Source organism: Sphingomonas paucimobilis NBRC 13935, assembly GCF_000739895.2.
In the GTDB taxonomy this organism is placed as follows: Bacteria; Pseudomonadota; Alphaproteobacteria; order Sphingomonadales; family Sphingomonadaceae; genus Sphingomonas; species Sphingomonas paucimobilis.
On sequence record NZ_BBJS01000049.1, the window covers coordinates 1 to 16,340 of the forward strand.

17 protein-coding genes are annotated in these 16,340 nt (G+C 63.4%); 6 read left to right on the plus strand and 11 right to left on the minus strand.

What is annotated here, in order from left to right:
* Together SP6_RS15180 and SP6_RS15185 are read right to left on the minus strand one after the other, a co-directional pair.
* Positions 1 to 732 (minus strand): TonB-dependent receptor plug domain-containing protein (locus tag SP6_RS15180; protein WP_233419834.1); only part of this gene is annotated, 732 nt, incomplete at its 3' end.
* A gap of 432 nt (positions 733 to 1,164) precedes the next feature.
* Positions 1,165 to 1,857 carry a TetR/AcrR family transcriptional regulator gene (locus tag SP6_RS15185; RefSeq protein ID WP_007404047.1) on the minus strand — a complete coding sequence of 231 codons (693 nt, stop codon included), beginning with the start codon at positions 1,855 to 1,857 and terminating at the stop codon, positions 1,165 to 1,167.
* Positions 1,858 to 2,164: 307 nt separating this feature from the next.
* Here SP6_RS15185 and SP6_RS15190 point away from each other — a divergent pair, with 307 nt between their 5' ends.
* Entirely contained in the window at positions 2,165 to 2,944 is a 780-nt protein-coding gene (locus SP6_RS15190) for a DeoR/GlpR family DNA-binding transcription regulator (protein WP_037567956.1), read from the plus strand.
* Positions 2,945 to 2,965: 21 nt separating this feature from the next.
* A complete protein-coding gene (locus SP6_RS15195; RefSeq protein WP_007404046.1) occupies positions 2,966 to 4,102 on the plus strand; it encodes an MFS transporter in 1,137 nt (378 codons plus the stop codon).
* A 418-nt stretch (positions 4,103 to 4,520) separates the two neighbouring features.
* On the opposite strand, the gene SP6_RS15200 is transcribed toward SP6_RS15195, so the two are convergent.
* The 4 genes from SP6_RS15200 to SP6_RS15215 all read right to left on the minus strand — a co-directional run bounded on the left by SP6_RS15200 (position 4,521) and on the right by SP6_RS15215 (position 8,456).
* Positions 4,521 to 6,326: a methyl-accepting chemotaxis protein gene (locus SP6_RS15200; RefSeq protein ID WP_037567958.1), complete on the minus strand. Its 1,806-nt coding sequence runs from the start codon at positions 6,324 to 6,326 to the stop codon at positions 4,521 to 4,523.
* 129 nt (positions 6,327 to 6,455) lie between these two features.
* Positions 6,456 to 7,604: a glutathionylspermidine synthase family protein gene (locus SP6_RS15205; protein ID WP_007404002.1), complete on the minus strand. Its 1,149-nt coding sequence runs from the start codon at positions 7,602 to 7,604 to the stop codon at positions 6,456 to 6,458.
* Positions 7,601 to 7,975, minus strand: a complete 375-nt coding sequence (locus SP6_RS15210) for a hypothetical protein (protein WP_007404246.1) — start codon at positions 7,973 to 7,975, stop codon at positions 7,601 to 7,603. The genes SP6_RS15205 and SP6_RS15210 overlap by 4 nt, the downstream gene beginning before the upstream one ends.
* A 109-nt stretch (positions 7,976 to 8,084) precedes the next feature.
* Entirely contained in the window at positions 8,085 to 8,456 is a 372-nt protein-coding gene (locus SP6_RS15215) for a glycine zipper 2TM domain-containing protein (protein ID WP_007404059.1), read from the minus strand.
* Between the two features lie 105 nt (positions 8,457 to 8,561).
* Here SP6_RS15215 and SP6_RS15220 point away from each other — a divergent pair, with 105 nt between their 5' ends.
* Together SP6_RS15220 and SP6_RS15225 are read left to right on the plus strand one after the other, a co-directional pair.
* Complete coding sequence (locus tag SP6_RS15220; protein ID WP_007404009.1) at positions 8,562 to 8,981, plus strand: secondary thiamine-phosphate synthase enzyme YjbQ; 420 nt, start codon at positions 8,562 to 8,564, stop codon at positions 8,979 to 8,981.
* 119 nt (positions 8,982 to 9,100) lie between these two features.
* Positions 9,101 to 9,682 (plus strand): CC0125/CC1285 family lipoprotein, encoded by a 582-nt coding sequence (locus tag SP6_RS15225; RefSeq protein WP_007404132.1) that lies wholly within the window; start codon positions 9,101 to 9,103, stop codon positions 9,680 to 9,682.
* Between the two features lie 60 nt (positions 9,683 to 9,742).
* Here the strand turns inward: SP6_RS15225 and SP6_RS15230 are convergent, their stop codons facing one another.
* The 4 genes from SP6_RS15230 to SP6_RS20160 form a co-directional block, all read right to left on the minus strand.
* Positions 9,743 to 10,135, minus strand: coding sequence for a hypothetical protein (locus SP6_RS15230; protein ID WP_007403961.1), 393 nt, complete (start codon positions 10,133 to 10,135; stop codon positions 9,743 to 9,745).
* Positions 10,136 to 10,278: 143 nt separating this feature from the next.
* On the minus strand, positions 10,279 to 13,023 hold the full coding sequence (gene secA, locus SP6_RS15235; protein WP_007404254.1) for a preprotein translocase subunit SecA: 2,745 nt from the start codon (positions 13,021 to 13,023) through the stop codon (positions 10,279 to 10,281).
* 112 nt (positions 13,024 to 13,135) lie between these two features.
* On the minus strand, positions 13,136 to 13,396 hold the full coding sequence (locus tag SP6_RS15240) for a hypothetical protein (RefSeq protein ID WP_007404209.1): 261 nt from the start codon (positions 13,394 to 13,396) through the stop codon (positions 13,136 to 13,138).
* A 131-nt stretch (positions 13,397 to 13,527) separates the two neighbouring features.
* Positions 13,528 to 13,950: an energy transducer TonB gene (locus SP6_RS20160; protein ID WP_007404233.1), complete on the minus strand. Its 423-nt coding sequence runs from the start codon at positions 13,948 to 13,950 to the stop codon at positions 13,528 to 13,530.
* 143 nt (positions 13,951 to 14,093) lie between these two features.
* Here SP6_RS20160 and argJ point away from each other — a divergent pair, with 143 nt between their 5' ends.
* Together argJ and SP6_RS15255 are read left to right on the plus strand one after the other, a co-directional pair.
* Positions 14,094 to 15,320: a bifunctional glutamate N-acetyltransferase/amino-acid acetyltransferase ArgJ gene (argJ, locus tag SP6_RS15250; RefSeq protein WP_007404071.1), complete on the plus strand. Its 1,227-nt coding sequence runs from the start codon at positions 14,094 to 14,096 to the stop codon at positions 15,318 to 15,320.
* A 5-nt stretch (positions 15,321 to 15,325) separates the two neighbouring features.
* A complete protein-coding gene (locus SP6_RS15255) occupies positions 15,326 to 15,937 on the plus strand; it encodes a glutathione S-transferase family protein (protein WP_007404131.1) in 612 nt (203 codons plus the stop codon).
* Positions 15,938 to 16,018: 81 nt separating this feature from the next.
* Here the strand turns inward: SP6_RS15255 and trxA are convergent, their stop codons facing one another.
* Positions 16,019 to 16,339: a thioredoxin gene (gene trxA, locus SP6_RS15260; RefSeq protein ID WP_007404159.1), complete on the minus strand. Its 321-nt coding sequence runs from the start codon at positions 16,337 to 16,339 to the stop codon at positions 16,019 to 16,021.
* Position 16,340 lies beyond the last annotated feature (1 nt).

A 16,340-nucleotide genomic window follows, 5' to 3' on the forward strand; every position in this document is an offset into this window, starting at 1 on the left:
TAGAAAACCGGTACCTCGTCGGCCCCAGTCCCGGTCTGCCACGCTTTGCAGACCACCGACATCGAAATAGGATGCGCTTGCCACGATCCGACCACGACCGTCTGCAAACCCGTGCCCCACGGTCAGGTTCACCTTGTGCGACGGAACATCACCCTGCCCCGAGATTCCCGACTGCGCCGTCAGCTTCATTCCGGTAAAGCTGGTATCCAGAACGAAATTGACGACACCCGCCACGGCATCCGACCCATAAGCAGCCGATGCGCCACCGGTCACGACATCGACACGCTTGATAAGTTGCTCGGGCAACAGATTGATGTCGGTCGAACCGTCGCGTGCGGACGGCGCGGCGCGACGACCGTCGACGAGGACGAGCGTTCGCTGAGGACCGAGGTTGCGAAGATTCAGATAGCTTCCGGTGCCGGGGCCGGTAGCCCCCGTGAACCCCACGGTCGGTCGCGTCGAGCCGCGGAAAACGGGAAGTTGATTGAGCCCGTCTGCGATGAGCCCAGGCTGCGCCTTGCTCAGCGTGTCCGCCGAAATCACTGTAACGGGCGTCGGAGCCTGCGAACCGTCGCGAATGGCGCGTGACCCAGTGACGACGATGTCGGGAGTTTCAGAACTTTCCTCACTCTCCGCCACCGGCTTGCCATCGGTCGGCGCTTTCTGCGCCAGTGCCGGAGCGCTCAGTGCCACGCAGGCACACGTGCATAAAAAGCAGATCCTTGCGGCCATTTGCCACCCTTTCCGCATCGGACGTCAGCGCTGTGCGCCATCCGTCCTACCTCTCCAAGGCGACCTTGGTCGGCTACAGCAGATAAAAAGTCAATAACCTTCTTTCTTAGAAAAGAAATTTTTAGAAGGGAAGAAGGCCGAAAATGATATTCATCAGGTATTGCAGGCACTTAGCTCTTGCACGAATGATGCGAGATGGGCGCTGGTATCTCGATCAGCCTTTCCTCGTCAGAGGCAGAAAGTCTTGATCGGATCATCGAGGAACGTATCGCAGAAGCACGCAACGCGCGCCGAGATTGTGCTTTTAACGAACGATCGCGTCCCCGCTAACGCGAAGACGCGACGAACCCGGACGATCTGAGCCCCCGCCCCCCGATAAAATAATTGCCGTCGTCGGGCGCGGGCACCACCTGTCACATTACTGTCGTTAAGCTACTGTTTCGTACTTGGAGTTTTGCTGAACTCGCAAAGGGCGCGAATTCCCGAGGCTGCAAAGACCGGCAAGCGATCCGCCAGGGCCGCGAAATCCTCCGAACTTACCGCTCCGTGCGACAGGCGATCAATCCGCCCGGTTTGTCCAAGCGAAAAGGTGAAGGCGCCGGTCAGAAAATGATATCCCCAGTATAACGCTTCCCGCGGCGCGTCGGGCAGGATCCTGCCCATGTCCTCAATGAAAACGTTAGATACCTCATCGAACACTTCAGACATTAGGGAGTGCATCGCCCCCTTTGAACTGTTCACATATGCAACAATTGCTGCGTAATGGCGATATCCCGCATCATTTTTAGCAAATTCGAAACCGGGTCGTACGAAGGCATCGATTACCCCTTCGAGTGTACCTTCCTTCCCATGTTGCTCGCGGTACTCATCGAGCGCACGCATTCGGGCTTCGTTGATCAACGGGCCGCGGCGGCGAAACACTTCCGCGAAAAGATTTTCTTTGTCATAAAAATAGTATCGCATGAGCGAAGTATCGACGCCTGCCTTTGCCGCAACGTCGTTCAATGTTGTGCCGTTGTAGCCCTTATATGCAAATTCCTTCTCGGCGTGATCCAGAATGTTCCTCATCGATTCCTCACGCCGTTCTTTATTGGTGCGCTTGGTGATCGTCCGCTGTGCGGCCATAGCTATTCCTCACTGTTCGCCTCCGGCATAGCAGCAGGCCACAACGCACTTCAATATTTTCTTTTCTGGAAAGAAGTTTGCACCGAGATGGGCGGCTTACGTATGCTCTGAAATGGCGCATCTCGCCGGCGAAACCCCTGCGGACGCCATGTTCGCACCCGCTGACATTTGCGAACCATAATCGTGAATGTCGCAGACCATTTGAAGTGCCGGGGATTAGAGAGACCGCATCCAAGGCGGCAGAAACGCGCATAATCGTGCATAATTCATATTGAATGTGCAAGATCATGCACATATATCGCTGGTCATGGCTGATATTCCCCTTGCCCGTCGCGACGATATCGCTGCCCGTCTTGCGGCAGGACAGCCGGTCAACTCCGGTGTTCTTGCAACCGAGTTTGGTGTGTCAGAAGACGCGATCCGCCGCGATCTGCGGGCCTTGGCTGCGGCGGGGCTGTGCCGCCGGGTATATGGCGGTGCGCTACCACTGGCTTCTGGCGTCGTGCCATTCTCGGATCGGCTTGGTGCCGACGTCGAGCGCAAGCGGGCACTCGCTCGAGCGGCAATGCCGCTGGTCGCACCTGGCAGCTTCCTATTTCTCGACAATGGCAGCACCAGCCTCGTCGTTGCCGAGGAGCTGCCACGCGATAGCGACCTGATCGCCGCCACCAGCTCGATCGAGATCGCCGCGACGCTCGCCGCGCGCGGTGATGTGCAGATCCACATGGTGGGCGGCGAGGTCGACACTGTGATCGGCGGTTCGATTGACGGCATGGCCATCGAGGCGGTCACCCGCCTTAACATCGATACCTGTTTTCTTGGCGTCTGCGCGCTTTCTGCCGATGGCGGCGTGAGTGCCTTCGATGCGGCCGATGCCACCTTCAAACGCGTGCTCGTCGCGCGGAGCCGCTGCACGCTGATCCTCGCCACCAATGAGAAGATCGGTGCACAAGGCCCGCACCGCATCGCCGCGCTGAACAATGCGACCCGCGTCATCGTCGAATATGATGCCGACGAAGCCGCGCTGGATCGCCTTCGTGCAGCGGGCGCCAAGATCGATAGGGCCCGGCCCAGCCCGGAATTCTGATCGGCCAGACTGGATACGACCATGCCCCACCCCGACGCAGGATCGCGTCTTGCGACCCGGATCGCCTTTTTCGTCGCAGGTTTCGGCCTCGCCTGCTGGGCACCGCTGGTGCCGCTCACCAAGGCGCGGCTCGTTATCAGTGACGGATCGCTCGGGCTATTGCTGCTGTGTCTCGGGCTGGGCTCAGTTCTGTCGATGCAGTTCGCCGGCGCGTTCATCTCAAAGCTCGGCGCACGCCCGATCATAATCATCGGTGGGATCGGCCAGGCGATCCTGCTGCCCTTTCTTGCCTTTGCGCCGACCGTGCCGACGATGGCCGCTGCGTTGCTCATATTCGGCGGTTTTCTGGGACTGATCGAGGTCAGCATGAACGTCCATGCCGTCGAGGTCGAAAAGCGTGGCGACAAGCCGCTTATGTCAGGCTTCCACGGCCTCTTCAGCGTCGGAGGCTTTGTCGGATCTCTGCTCTTGACCGCGATCCTCTCTGCGGGTGTGGCCCCCACGGCCGGCGCGATCGGCGCGTCCTTGCTGATGATCGTCGCAGTGCTGTTCGCCGCGCCGCGCCTGATCGACACGCCGCAGGCGGACCAGACACCATTTTTTGCCGTGCCGCGCGGAATCGTCGCGCTGCTCGCGATCCTCGCTTCTATTACCTTCCTTACCGAAGGCGCCATGCTCGACTGGAGCGCGCTGCTTTTGACCGATAGAGGCATCCTGCCGACGGCACAGGCGGGAATTGGCTACAGCGTCTTTGCCGTCGCCATGACCGCAGGCCGCCTCACCGGCGACGCTGTGGTGATGCGGCTCGGTAATCGACGCACCATGTTCTGGGGCGGCATCCTCGCCATCATCGGCTATATCGTCCTTTTGACGGCGCCGACCGCTGCGCTGGCGCTGTTCGGCTTCCTGCTGATCGGTCTTGGGGCATCCAATACCGTCCCAGTGCTGTTCCGGCAGGCCGGCGCACAGACGGCGATGCCCCCCGGCCTCGCCATCGCGGCTATCACCACTGTTGGCTATGCAGGCGTGCTGATCGGTCCGGCTGGCATCGGCTCCGTCGCCCAAGCTATCGGCCTGCCCGGTGCGTTCGTCGTCCTTACCCTCATGCTGATCCTGGTGCCACTGTGCGCCGGGGCCGTCACCCGCCGTACGGTATGACTCTCCCCTCCCGCCGGATATGCCAATGATCAAGCCTCTAAACCTGATCGCCCGCGCCCTGCTGTTCGACATGGATGGCAACTTCGCAGCCTGCGGATATGATGCAGACTGATCGAAAAGCGCTCTGAAGAAGGTGGCCCCAATCCGCCGACATCGACCTTTCCGGGCGGCTGGAAACCGGAGAAGCCCCATTGATATCCGCTACGCGCCAACGGAAATCGTAAGAGCTTGAGCAGCTTCCGCTCGATCGTTGGGAATCGATCGAGCGGATCTTCTCCGGCTATGGATCACGAAGGCGAGTTGCGGGCAGCTTGCTGCTCAGCGGACCTCGTGATCCGAATTTTCGACTGATCACGCATTCTGTACGGATAGGGCGGTGTTCTCCTCCCGCTCCGAAAAATGCTCGACGTGATTACCGTCAGAACGACGACCAGTCGTCCGCCAACGCGGCGTTGCTGTTCGAAACCAGCCGGACCGCCGGGACAGCCTTGGCAGGCGATGCGACGCGGGGCGCGATCGGTGTGGCCGCACCCCGGACGCGGAAGCGTGCGACATGACCGTTCAGTTCGTCCGCCTTCTCCGCCAGTTCACGGGCGGCGGCAGTCGTTTCTTCGACCATGGCGGCGTTGCGCTGGGTCACGCCGTCCATTTCATCCACCGCGACATTCACCTGTCCCAGGCCCGTCGCCTGCTGCTCGGCCGAGGAGGCCAGACTACGGACCAGCGCGCTGATTTCCGCAACACGGTCGATGATCTGCTCCAGCGCCTGGCCGGTCTGGGCGACGAGTTCGACGCCGGCCTCGATCTGCTCGTTGCTGCTGGTGATACGTTCCTTGACGTCCTTTGCGGCATCCGCCGAGCGCTGCGCCAAGGCGCGCACTTCGCTGGCCACCACGGCGAAGCCCTTGCCCGCGTCGCCGGCGCGGGCCGCTTCGACGCCCGCATTGAGCGCCAGCAAATTGGTCTGGAAGGCGATGCCGTCGATCACGCTGATGATCTCGGAAATCTCCAGGCTGGACCGTTCGATGCCGTTCATCGCGGCCACCGCATCGCGCACCACCTGGCCACCGCCCTGCGCCGCGCTGGTCGCGTCGGCGACGGCGACATCGGCGCGCTTGGCGTCGGAGGCCGACTGCGCGACGACGGTCGTGATCTGATGCATGGAAGCGGCCGTCTCCTCCAGGCTGGCGGCCTGTTGCTCGGTCCGCTGCGACAGGTCTTCCGAGGCGGAGCGGATTTCGCCGGAGGCGGCGCGGAGCCCCTCCGAAACGCCGCTGACCGCCTGCATCGCCTGCTCCATCTTCGCCATCGCATCGTTGAAGTCGACGGCCAGTCGCGCAAACGGCTCCTGGAGCTTGGCATCGATGCGCGCGGTCAGATCGCCGGCGGACAGGGACTGAAGCCCCGTACCCACGGTCGAGACGATCAGCGCCGCCTGCTCCTCCTTCTCCTGATCCGCCCGGGCCAGTTGATCACGCAGCGTCGCGGCGGCGCGCATCATGTCGCCGATCTCGTCACGCGAATCATTGGCGGCGATGACGACCGAGCGCTCGCCGGCCGCCAGTTGCGCTAGGGTTCCGCTCATCGCGCCGACCGGCCGGGCGATCAGGCGGACGAGCGCCATCAGCATCCCGATCGTCAGCAGCGCGACCAGAAGGACGGTGCCGATCATGATCATCCGGCTGACGGCATAGGTGTGCTCGGCCTCCGCCACCAGCGCATCGATGGCGCGCGACTGCTTCTGGCGAAGCGTACTCGCCGCCTTGTTCGCGGTGACGAAATAGGGGCCCGCCGCGCGGAACAGCACGATCGCATTGCTCGCGCCCTGGGCCACCGCTCGCGTGGTTTCGTTGGCATGGCTGAGATATTCGTTCCAGGCACCGGTAAAGGCGTCCAGCGCGGCCTGTGTATCGTCATCCGCCAAGCGCGGGCGCAGCCAGTTGGCGCGGTTGGTCACCTGATTGCTCAACTCGATGAGACGCTGCTGGGCCGCTTCGCGCGCTGCGGGCGATTCCGCCAGCAGCAACTGTCCGACGGTCGCGCGATAGGTTGCCCCTGCGGCATTGATGACGGCGATGGCCTCCAGTTGCGACCGCTGTTCTCCGCCCAGATTGACCGCCACATCGCGCATCTCGCTCAAACGCACGACGGCCAATGTCGCCAATCCCAACAGGGCGACCAGCAAGACGGAGAAACAGGCGATCAGTTTCCCTGGAATGCGCATGTTCTGCACGGAGGCTCTTCCTTTTGTCCAACTACGCCCCCCGGCGTCGGCGGCCTCACCTGCCCATGAGACATTAAACTTTTGACATAAATCTACGTTAATTTCATTTAAGACTTGGCTGGAGCATGGTCAGCTGTCGATAACGTGTGGCACGAACCGTGCAGTGTTGGAGGTGATCAGGCCCCCCTCGCGAATCCCCATGCCGGCGGCCGCCCCATCGACGATCCAACTCCCCAAGACCGGGAAACAGCCTGGCGCCATTTCCGGCAGGCGATAGAGCGACTGATAGATATAACCCTCCCCGCCATATTCCCCCGGCGTCTCGGCGATGATGGTATCGGCGCGGCGGATCGAGATATTGGCCCCTTCGCGCGAGAGCAACGGCTTGGCGACGGCATCGCCGCTCGGGATGGTAAAGCTGGCCGGCAGGAGATTGGGGTGGCCGGGAAACAAGTCCCACAGGATGGGCAGGATCGCCTTGTTGGACCAGATCATCTTCCAGATCGGCTCGATCCATAGCAGATCGCCCCTGGCAAGATTGTCGAGCAGATGCGGCGCGAAGCCTTCATGCACCAGCCATTCCCAGGGGTAGAGCTTGAACAGCGCCTCGATCCGGATGTCGCGATCATCGACGAAGCAATGATCGTCGTGATTCCACCCGATATCCTCCATCAGCAACGGCATGGTGGTGATGCCGGCCGCCTCTGCGGTGTCGCGCAGATAAGCGGCGGTGATCGCATCCTCACCCGACAGGTCGGCGACATGCGCGACATGCAGCGTGGCGGGCAAAGCGGGTGCCAGTTCGCGCCACCGCGCCACCAGCGCCTCATGCAGGCTGTTGAACTGGTCGAGTGCCGGGAAACAATCGCTCTTCCAGTCCCATTGCACCACCGCCGCCTCCAGCAGCGAGGTGGGGGTGTCGCAGTTGAACTCGAACAGCTTCGGCGCATCCTCCCCATCGAAACCCAGGTCGAAGCGGCCGAAGTTGAGCGCGGGCGGCTCGGCCTCCCAAGCCTCGCGAACGGGATCGTGAAAGGCGAGCGGAATGCCGAAACGGGCGAACAGCGCGGGATCGCTGACCACCGCCTCCCCCGCCGCCAGGAACAGGCGGTACAGTTCGGTCGTCGCGGCCTCGATCCGATCGACCTCGTGCCGGGTCAAGCGATAGCAGACGCTTTCATCCCAGTAGGGGCGATCCGATCCGGCATGCCAGACGAGACCCAGCGCTTCCACCTTGGCCTGCCAATCAGCGCGCGGTGTCAGGCTTTCGCGGATCATGCGTGAACGCTGCCAAAGCGATGCGCCGACGATCCGAAGCCCCCACGACTGATCGCCGCCGAGCGGGTCATCGCGGTAGCGCTGGGGGCGGTCTGATAGCGGGTTCCGCCCATGGCGCGAAAGCTGCCCCCCGTGGCGCGTTCACCGTAAAAGGGGATCAATCGGCCCCGTCCCAGGAAATACCAGAAGGCCCCACCGCCGCCGACCCGGTGCTGCCGGCATCGGTCATCGGGCAGACGCTTGCCCTGCGCATCGGTGCAGATGGCGGTGTCCGTTTCCGCCGTCCAGCCATCGTCCGCATTGTTGCGATTACAGCCGCCCGCCAGCAACGCGGCCGCCAGCGCGGTCGTCCATTTCAAATCAAAGGCCATATTGTTCTCCCCACTCCATCATGGAGCAGGATACGCATCCTTGGCCAGTATCTGATCATACCTATAAAACAGGCGCCGGTCCGTTACGAACCGGCGCCCCTTTCCTTCCTCAGCGGCAGCGGACCTTGCCGCGATCGATTGAGCGGCCCAGCAGCGCGCCACCGCCGGCGCCCAGCAACGTGCCCAGCGTACCGCCGCCGATCACATTGCCCAGCACGCCTCCGCCCAGCGCACCGACGACCAGGCCGGTGGTGCCGTCATTGCGCTTGCAATAGGTGCGGCCATCGCGCCCACGAAAGACCTGATCGTCACGGTTCAGGCGGCGTTCGCGATAGCTTCCCCGCCGATAGTCACGCGAGGGTTCCCAGTCATCGCGATCGCCATGCCAGCGATAATCGCGATTCTGCGCCATGGCCGGCGTCGTGGCGATCGGGGCGGCGACGGTCATGACGGCCAGCGCGGCGAGCAGAGGGGCTTTCATCGGAACTCTCCTTGTGCAGACTGCGGCTCAACGCCTGGAGAGAACAGCCGTTCAATTATGCCCGAAGCGATGGCATCGTCCGGCCGGCTGGCGCATTGAACAGCCATGCACCAAGCCACCACCATCTTGTCGTTCGACACCCATGGCCAGGGTCTGACCGATATCACCCGCTCCATCAGCGCCTGGGTCAACGCCCAGGCGATGCACGAAGGGTTGCTGACCCTGTTCTGTCGCCACACCTCGGCCTCGCTGATCATCCAGGAGAATGCCGCGCCCGAGGTGAAGACCGACATCCTCGCCTATTTTGCGCGGCTCGCACCAGAGGATGCGCGGGCCTATGCCCATGACGATGAAGGGCCGGACGACATGCCCGCTCATCTGCGCACCATCCTGACGGGGGTGAACCTTTCGGTCCCGCTGATCGGGGGGCGTCTTGCGCTCGGCACATGGCAGGGAATCTATCTGTTCGAGCATCGTAGTGCCCCGCATCGACGATCGGTGGCGCTGCATATGATGGGCGAATGAGCAGCGCATGAGCAACATTTCATCGCGGGAGCAAAACTGTTCATCGCCCGTTCTGCCGTAATTGGATAAGGTCTTTGCGCTCTCGGTCCGTCCGGGGAGCAGGAAAGGAAAACAAGACCATGCAATTCGGTCGAAAGGTCGCTCTCGCCCTGGTCGGCGCCAGCACCCTGATGGTCGCCGGCTGCGCGACCGAAACCACATACCGCCCGGCCACGGGCACCGGCTTCTACCGGACCGGCTATTCCGATCAGCAGTTGGAGCCCGGTCGCTTCATCGTCAGCTTCGCCGGCAACACCGTAACGTCGCGCGACACGGTCGAGCGCTATCTGCTGTTCCGTGCGGCCGAGCTGACCTTGGCCAATGGCTATGACTATTTCGTCATGGCCGATCGCGACACGCAGCTTCGTTCGCGCACCTATTCCACGCCGGGCGCCTTCGGGCCGGGATTTGGCGGATGGGGCGGCGGCTGGTGGGGCCCGTCCTGGCGCTATTATGGCCGCGGCTTCGGCTGGCGTAGCTGGGATCCGTTCTGGGGCGATCCCTTCTTCGGCAACAACATGGACATCAACACCATCGACCGGTACGAGGCGACCGCCGAGATCGTGATGCGCAAGGGGCCGATCCCGCGCGATAATCTCCGCGCCTTCGACGCCCGCGCGATCGTCAATACGATCGGGCCGACGGTCGTCCTGCCGAAGTAATCGGATACATATCGACCGATTGGGGCGGCGGATCCGAGCGGACTCGTCGCCCTTTTTCATTCAGGGTTTACCGCCCCTCACCCGGCGCGCATGGACCATGGATCGCAGCGCATCGAGGCGGGCCCGCACCTCAACGGCGCCGGATGGCATCGCACCAGGCGCCCCCGAACGCCATTGAACCGAGCGAATGCCGGCCAGCTCCCGGCGAAAGGCTCGTGCTTCCTCCGCCGTGATATCGCCGCTCTTTTCCCCGGCCCGGATGCCACGCTCGATCTTGCGCGTTTCCGATCCGATAAAGGGGGCGGCACTGTCGCGCCATGCGCTACCGCGCCGATCCGGATTTTGGGAGAACGACTTGATCGCCTCCGCCGGCGGGCCAGGCCGAACGAATTGAGCCGGTGCCATCGTCGGAGCAGTCAATCCGACGGCCATCAGAATCGCGCGACGCTTCATCCCCGTTTCTCCCCTGTTGCCGGAGGATCGCGCTCTGTCGCTGAATGGAGGATGTCTGGCCTATTCCTCCCCTGCAAAGCGAGAAATGAAAAGGGCGGCGGACCGAGGTCCACCGCCCTTCCCTGAACCCGCAGGGGTGACGGTCAGGCCGTCACCGCCCCGTGGCAATGCTTATACTTCAACCCCGATCCGCACGGGCACGGCGCGTTGCGATTGACGCGGCCTTCCCATTGCGACGGATCGGTGCCCAAATCCGCGCCTTCCGGCTGCGGGATCTGCATCGGCGGCATTTGCGGCTGGAGCAGCCCGCGCGCGGCGGCGTCCCAGTCGTTCGTATTGTCCTCGCCCGTGAACGGGTCGAAATGCGAGGTGATGAAGTCCGGCAGTTCGGGCAGTTCCGGCGGCGCCTGAATCTGGAACTGGGCATAGGCGATGGTCCGCGTCACATCCTCGCGGATATTGTCGAGCATCCGCTGGAACAGCGAAAACGCCTCATGCTTATACTCGTTGATCGGCGTCTTCTGCGCATAGGCGCGCAGGTGGACGACCTGGCGCAGCGCGTCGAGCGTCGCCAGATGCTCCTTCCAGTGATGGTCCAGATTCTGCAGCAGGATCGACTTTTCGACGCTGGCCCAGGTTTCCGGCTCCAGCTCCTTGGCCTTGGCCTCGACCATCGCATCGGCCTCGGCGGTCACACGCTCCAGCACGATCTCGGGGTCGATCGCTTCCTCGGCCAGCCAAGCATCGATCGGCGGCTCCATGTTGAGCAGGTCCTTGAGCTGCTGCTTCATGCCCGCCACGTCCCATTGCTCGGGATAGCTGTTGGGCGGGCAGGCACTGCCCACGATCGCATTGATCGTCTCGGCGCGCATGTCGGTGACCATCTCGCCCACCGTCTCGGCATCCATGATGTCGGCGCGCTGTTCGTAGATGACCTTGCGCTGGTCATTCATCACGTCGTCATATTCGACGACCTGCTTGCGGATGTCGTAGTTGCGCGCCTCGACCTTCTTCTGCGCGGTCTCGATCGCCTTGGTCAGCCACTTGCTGCCGATCGCCTCGCCATCCTCGATATTGTTGCGCATCATCTTGGCGAACAGCGTGTCCGGGCCGAAGATGCGGAGCAGATCGTCATCGAGGCTGAGGTAGAAGCGCGACAGGCCGGGATCGCCCTGACGGCCCGAACGGCCGCGCAGCTGGTTGTCGATGCGGCGGCTCTCATGCCGCTCGGTGCCGAGCACGAACAGGCCGCCCGCCTCCAGCACCTTCTGCTTTTCGGCCGCGATCTCGGCGCGGATGCGGGTCGCCGCCGCCTCATATTCGGGGGTGCCCTCGACCAGCTCGGGATGCTCGTCGAGCATCCGGAACTCCAGGTTGCCGCCCAGCTGAATGTCGGTACCGCGACCCGCCATGTTGGTGGCGATCGTCACAGCGCTCAGGCGGCCGGCCTGCGCCACGATATGCGCTTCCATCTCGTGATAGCGCGCGTTCAACACCTTGTGCGGCACGCCCTCCTGGGTGAGGAATTCGCTGAGAAGTTCCGACTTTTCGATCGAGACGGTGCCGACGAGGACCGGCTGCCCCTTGGCGGCGTGATCGCGGATTTTCTTGGCGATCGCCAGGAACTTGTCCTGGGTGTTCTTGTAGAACTCGTCTTCCTCGTCGACGCGCGCGATCGGCAGGTTGGTCGGGATGGTGACGACGTTGATCTTGTAGATGTCGTAGAATTCCCCGGCTTCGGTCGCGGCGGTGCCGGTCATGCCCGAAATCTTCGGGTACATGCGGAAATAATTCTGGAAGGTGATCGAGGCCATGGTCTGGTTCTCGGGCTCGATATTGACGCCCTCCTTCGCTTCGACCGCCTGGTGAAGCCCTTCCGACCAGCGACGCCCGTCCATCATGCGGCCGGTGAACTCGTCGATGATGATGACCTTGCCGTCCTTCACAATGTAATCAGTGTCGCGCTTGAACATCATGTTCGCGCGCAGCGCCTGGTTCAGGTGGTGGACGACCTGGGTATTCTCGAAGTCATAGAGGTTTTCGCCCTGGAGCAGCCCGGCCGCCTCCAGCAGGCGCTCGGCGCGCTCGGTGCCGTCCTCCGTCAGGATGATCGACTTCTGCTTCTCGTCCTTCTCGTAATCGTCGGCGGTCAGCTGCTTCACGATCGCATCGACGCTGATATACAGTTCCGACTTGTCGTCGGTCGGGCCAGAGATGATGAGCGGCGTGCGCGCCTCGTCGATCAGGATCGAGTCGACCTCGTCGACAATCGCATAGTTGAAGGGGCGCTGCACCATCGACGAGCGCTCATACTTCATATTGTCGCGCAGATAGTCGAAGCCGAACTCGTTGTTCGTACCATAGGTGATGTCGGCGTCATAGGCCGCGCGGCGCTGCCCGTCGTCGAGATTCGGGACGATGGTGCCGGTGGTCATGCCCAGGAAGCCGTAGATGCGTCCCATGGTCGCGGCGTCGCGGCTGGCGAGATAGTCGTTGACGGTGACGACATGCACGCCCTTGCCGGGCAGCGCGTTCAGATAGGTGGCGAGCGTCGCGACCAGCGTCTTGCCCTCGCCCGTGCGCATCTCGGCGATCTCGCCGCGGTGGAGGACGATACCGCCGATCATCTGCACGTCATAATGGCGCTGGCCCAGCACGCGCTTGGCGGCTTCGCGCACCGTGGCGAAGGCTTCGGGCAACAGGCTGTCGAGCGTCGCGCCGTTCGCCAGTTGCTCGCGGAACTTGACCGTCTGCGCGGCGAGCTGCTCGTCGGTCATCGCCTGCATTTCGGGCTCGAACGCGGCGATCTTGGCGACGGTCGGCTTGAGCGACTTGACGTAACGGTCGTTGGACGAACCGAACAGGGACTTGGCGAGGCCGCCGAACATAAGCGATTTCCTGACTGAAATATCGTGAAGAGGGCGCAGCCATGTTCAAGACAGCGGCGCGCGCGATCGAAAGGGGTAGGGAATGGTGCCGGCCGACCGCCGACGTCCGCGCCTATTCGCGCCGGCGGCCCATGAAGGGCGCCACGATCGGGCGCGGCATCGCGGCCAGGAACAGACTGTTCGGCCGGGCGCTGTCGATCAGGCTGGCAAGCGGCTGCATCGGCCGGGTCGCGGCCCGCGCGACGGCGGCCTGCTTGGCGGCGGCGGCAATGCTGCGCTCGGCAACGACACCCCGCGCCTCCTGCCCACGCGCAGCCGAACCCACGCCGGTCAGCGCGGATAGGAGGGCGGAAAGGAGCAGAAGCAGGTTCATGCGAGGCTTGTCTTAGGCAGATACGCGCGGCGCGTCCATCCGTTGCACGCTCTATTGCACGTCATCACCCGCGCGACGCCGGCAACCCTAGGAGAACTCCCCCACTTCATGCCCAAACGGCCCTCTTATCGTCACCTCGGCATCTGCCAGCGCACGTTGAACGTCCGATAGATGCCTGCGATGGGCTGCCCTTTCCGATTACGGGCGGGTTCGAACCGGACATGGTCGACCGCCATATGGCAAGTCGTGCGGTCAAGGACCGCGTGGCCGCTGCTTTCCACGACCTCACAGGCCGTGGGCACACCCGTGTCGTCAACCAACAGGGCTATGCGGGACCGCCCCTCCCAATTGTGGCGCAAAGCCTCGTTGGGATAGGAATCCGGCCCGAAATAGGCGGCGGGGTTTCCCGTCAGGCGTGGCGGTGTCGCGGCAGCGGGAAGATCGCGAGGCAGGCGTCCCGGCTCCCCACGGGTTCGCCATTCATAGGCCCGGTCGATCAACAGCGAAACCAGGACCAGCAGCAACGCGATGAGCACGCCGACAAGGGCAAGCACGCCATTCCGAAGACCTTGCCCCGTACCCCACATATCGCCCTGCCCATTCGCCCGCGGAACGCATCAAACCCGTCGACCCGGCATCGGTCAACCCGCCGGAAGCGCTTGCTCCCGATCCGTGCTGGGCTATGTAGCTTGCCCTCATGAGCACCGCCACCTCGCCCCTCGCCCAGCCCTTCCCCGCCCTGCCCGCGATCGACGGCGTGACGCTGCGCGTCGCGCGGGCGCGATACAAGAATTGGGATCGCTGCGACATGACCTTCGTGACGGTCCCTGAGGGGACGAGCGTGGCGGGCGTGTTGACCACCAGCAAATGCCCCAGCCCGGAGGTGGAATGGTGTCGCAAGGCGCTGGTACTGGGCAGCGCCCGCGCGCTCGTCGTCAACGCGGGCAATTCCAACGCCTTTACCGGCCACCGGGGCCGCGCTGCCGTCGAGGCGATTGCCGCGCGCACCGCCGCTGCGATGGATTGCCAGCCCTCGGACGTCTTCGTCGCCTCGACGGGCGTGATCGGTGTGCCGCTGCCCATCGACAAGGCCGAAGCGGGCCTTGACGCCGCCTTCACGGCCGAGCCCTGTGATTGGGAAGATGCCGCCGCCACGATCATGACCACCGACACCTTCGCCAAGGGCGCGACGACCACCGCCGTGGTCGATGGCCGTACGGTGACGTTGGCGGGCATCATCAAGGGCTCAGGCATGATCGCCCCTGACATGGCGACGATGCTGGGCTTCATCTTCACCGACGCCGCGGTCGAGCCCGAATTTCTGCAACGTGCGCTGAGCACCGCCAATGGTCGGAGCTTTTCCTGCATCACGGTCGATGGCGACACCTCGACCAGCGACACGGTACTGGCCTTTGCCACCGGGCGCGCGGGCAATGCGCCGCTGGTCGATGACGAGAGCGACGGGGCCGACGCCTTCCGCGCGGCGCTAGCCGATTTGTGTCACCAACTCGCGCTGCTGGTTGTGCGCGACGGCGAAGGTGCGACCAAGCTGATCGAGATCCGGGTCGAGGGCGCGGAGAGCGACCGCTCGGCGCATCGCATCGCCATGTCGATCGCCAACTCACCGCTGGTGAAGACCGCCATCGCGGGCGAGGATGCCAATTGGGGCCGCGTCGTCATGGCCGTCGGCAAGGCGGGCGAACCGGCCGAGCGCGACAAGCTGTCGATCCGCTTCGGCGAGACGCTGGTGGCGAAGGACGGCCTAGCCGTCGAAGGCTATGACGAGGCGCCCGTCGCCGCGCATCTGAAGGGGCAGGAGATCGCGGTCGGCGTCGACCTGGGCCTGGGCGACGGCGTCGCGACGGTTTGGACCTGCGACCTGACCCATGGCTATATTTCGATCAACGCCGATTACCGGAGCTGAGGCGGATGCTGACCATCTGGGGCCGGATCAATTCGCACAACGTCAAGAAGGTCGTCTGGCTGGCCGAGGAAATGGGGCTAGCCTATGACCGGCGCGATGTCGGCGGGTCGTTCGGAATGGACGCGGCGTATCGTGCGCTAAACCCCAATGCGCTGATCCCGACGATCGAGGATGACGGCTTCGTCCTGTGGGAGTCGAACAGCATCCTGCGCTATCTGGCTGCGAACTACGGCGGTGAGGCCTTCTACCCCATCGACCGCAAGGCGCGCGCCTCGGCCGAGCGGTGGATGGACTGGCATTTCACCTGGGCCGATGCGGTGCGGCCGATCTTCTTCCAGATGGTACGGACGGCACCCGAGAAACGCGATGCCGGACTGGTCGAGCGCAGCGTGGCGCGGGCGGCGACGCTGTCCGCCATCCTCGACGATGTGCTGGGGCGGCAGCCCTGGTTGTCGGGGGATGCGTTCGGGATCGGGGATATTCCCGTCGCCGCCTATGCGAACACCTGGTTTCAGTTGCCGGTCGAGCGGCCATCACGGCCCAATCTAGAACGCTGGTATGCGGCTTTGCAGGAGCGCCAAGCCTTTCGCGACGTGGTAATGATCCCACTGAGCTGAGCGCATTCCCACCCGGCCAAAGAAAAAGGGGGCCTTCCCAGACCAGGAAGCCCCCCTTTCTTTACCAAACCGATATCGGCGTCAGAGCGCGCCTTCCAGCCAGGCCTTGATCCGCCCCTTGGGCTCAGCGCCGACCTTGGTCGCGGCGGCGGCACCGCCCTTGAACAGGATCATCGTCGGGATGCCGCGGACCCCGTAACGACCGGGGGCGTCGGGATTGTCGTCGATGTTCAGCTTGGCGATCGTCACCTGCTCGCCCAGTTCCTCGGACAGTTCCTCCAGCGACGGGCCGATCATCTTGCACGGTCCGCACCATTCGGCCCAGAAATCGACCAGCACCGGCTTGTCGGAGTTCAGGACGTCCGCTTCGAAGCTAGCGTCGGTGATCTGCTTGGTTGCCATG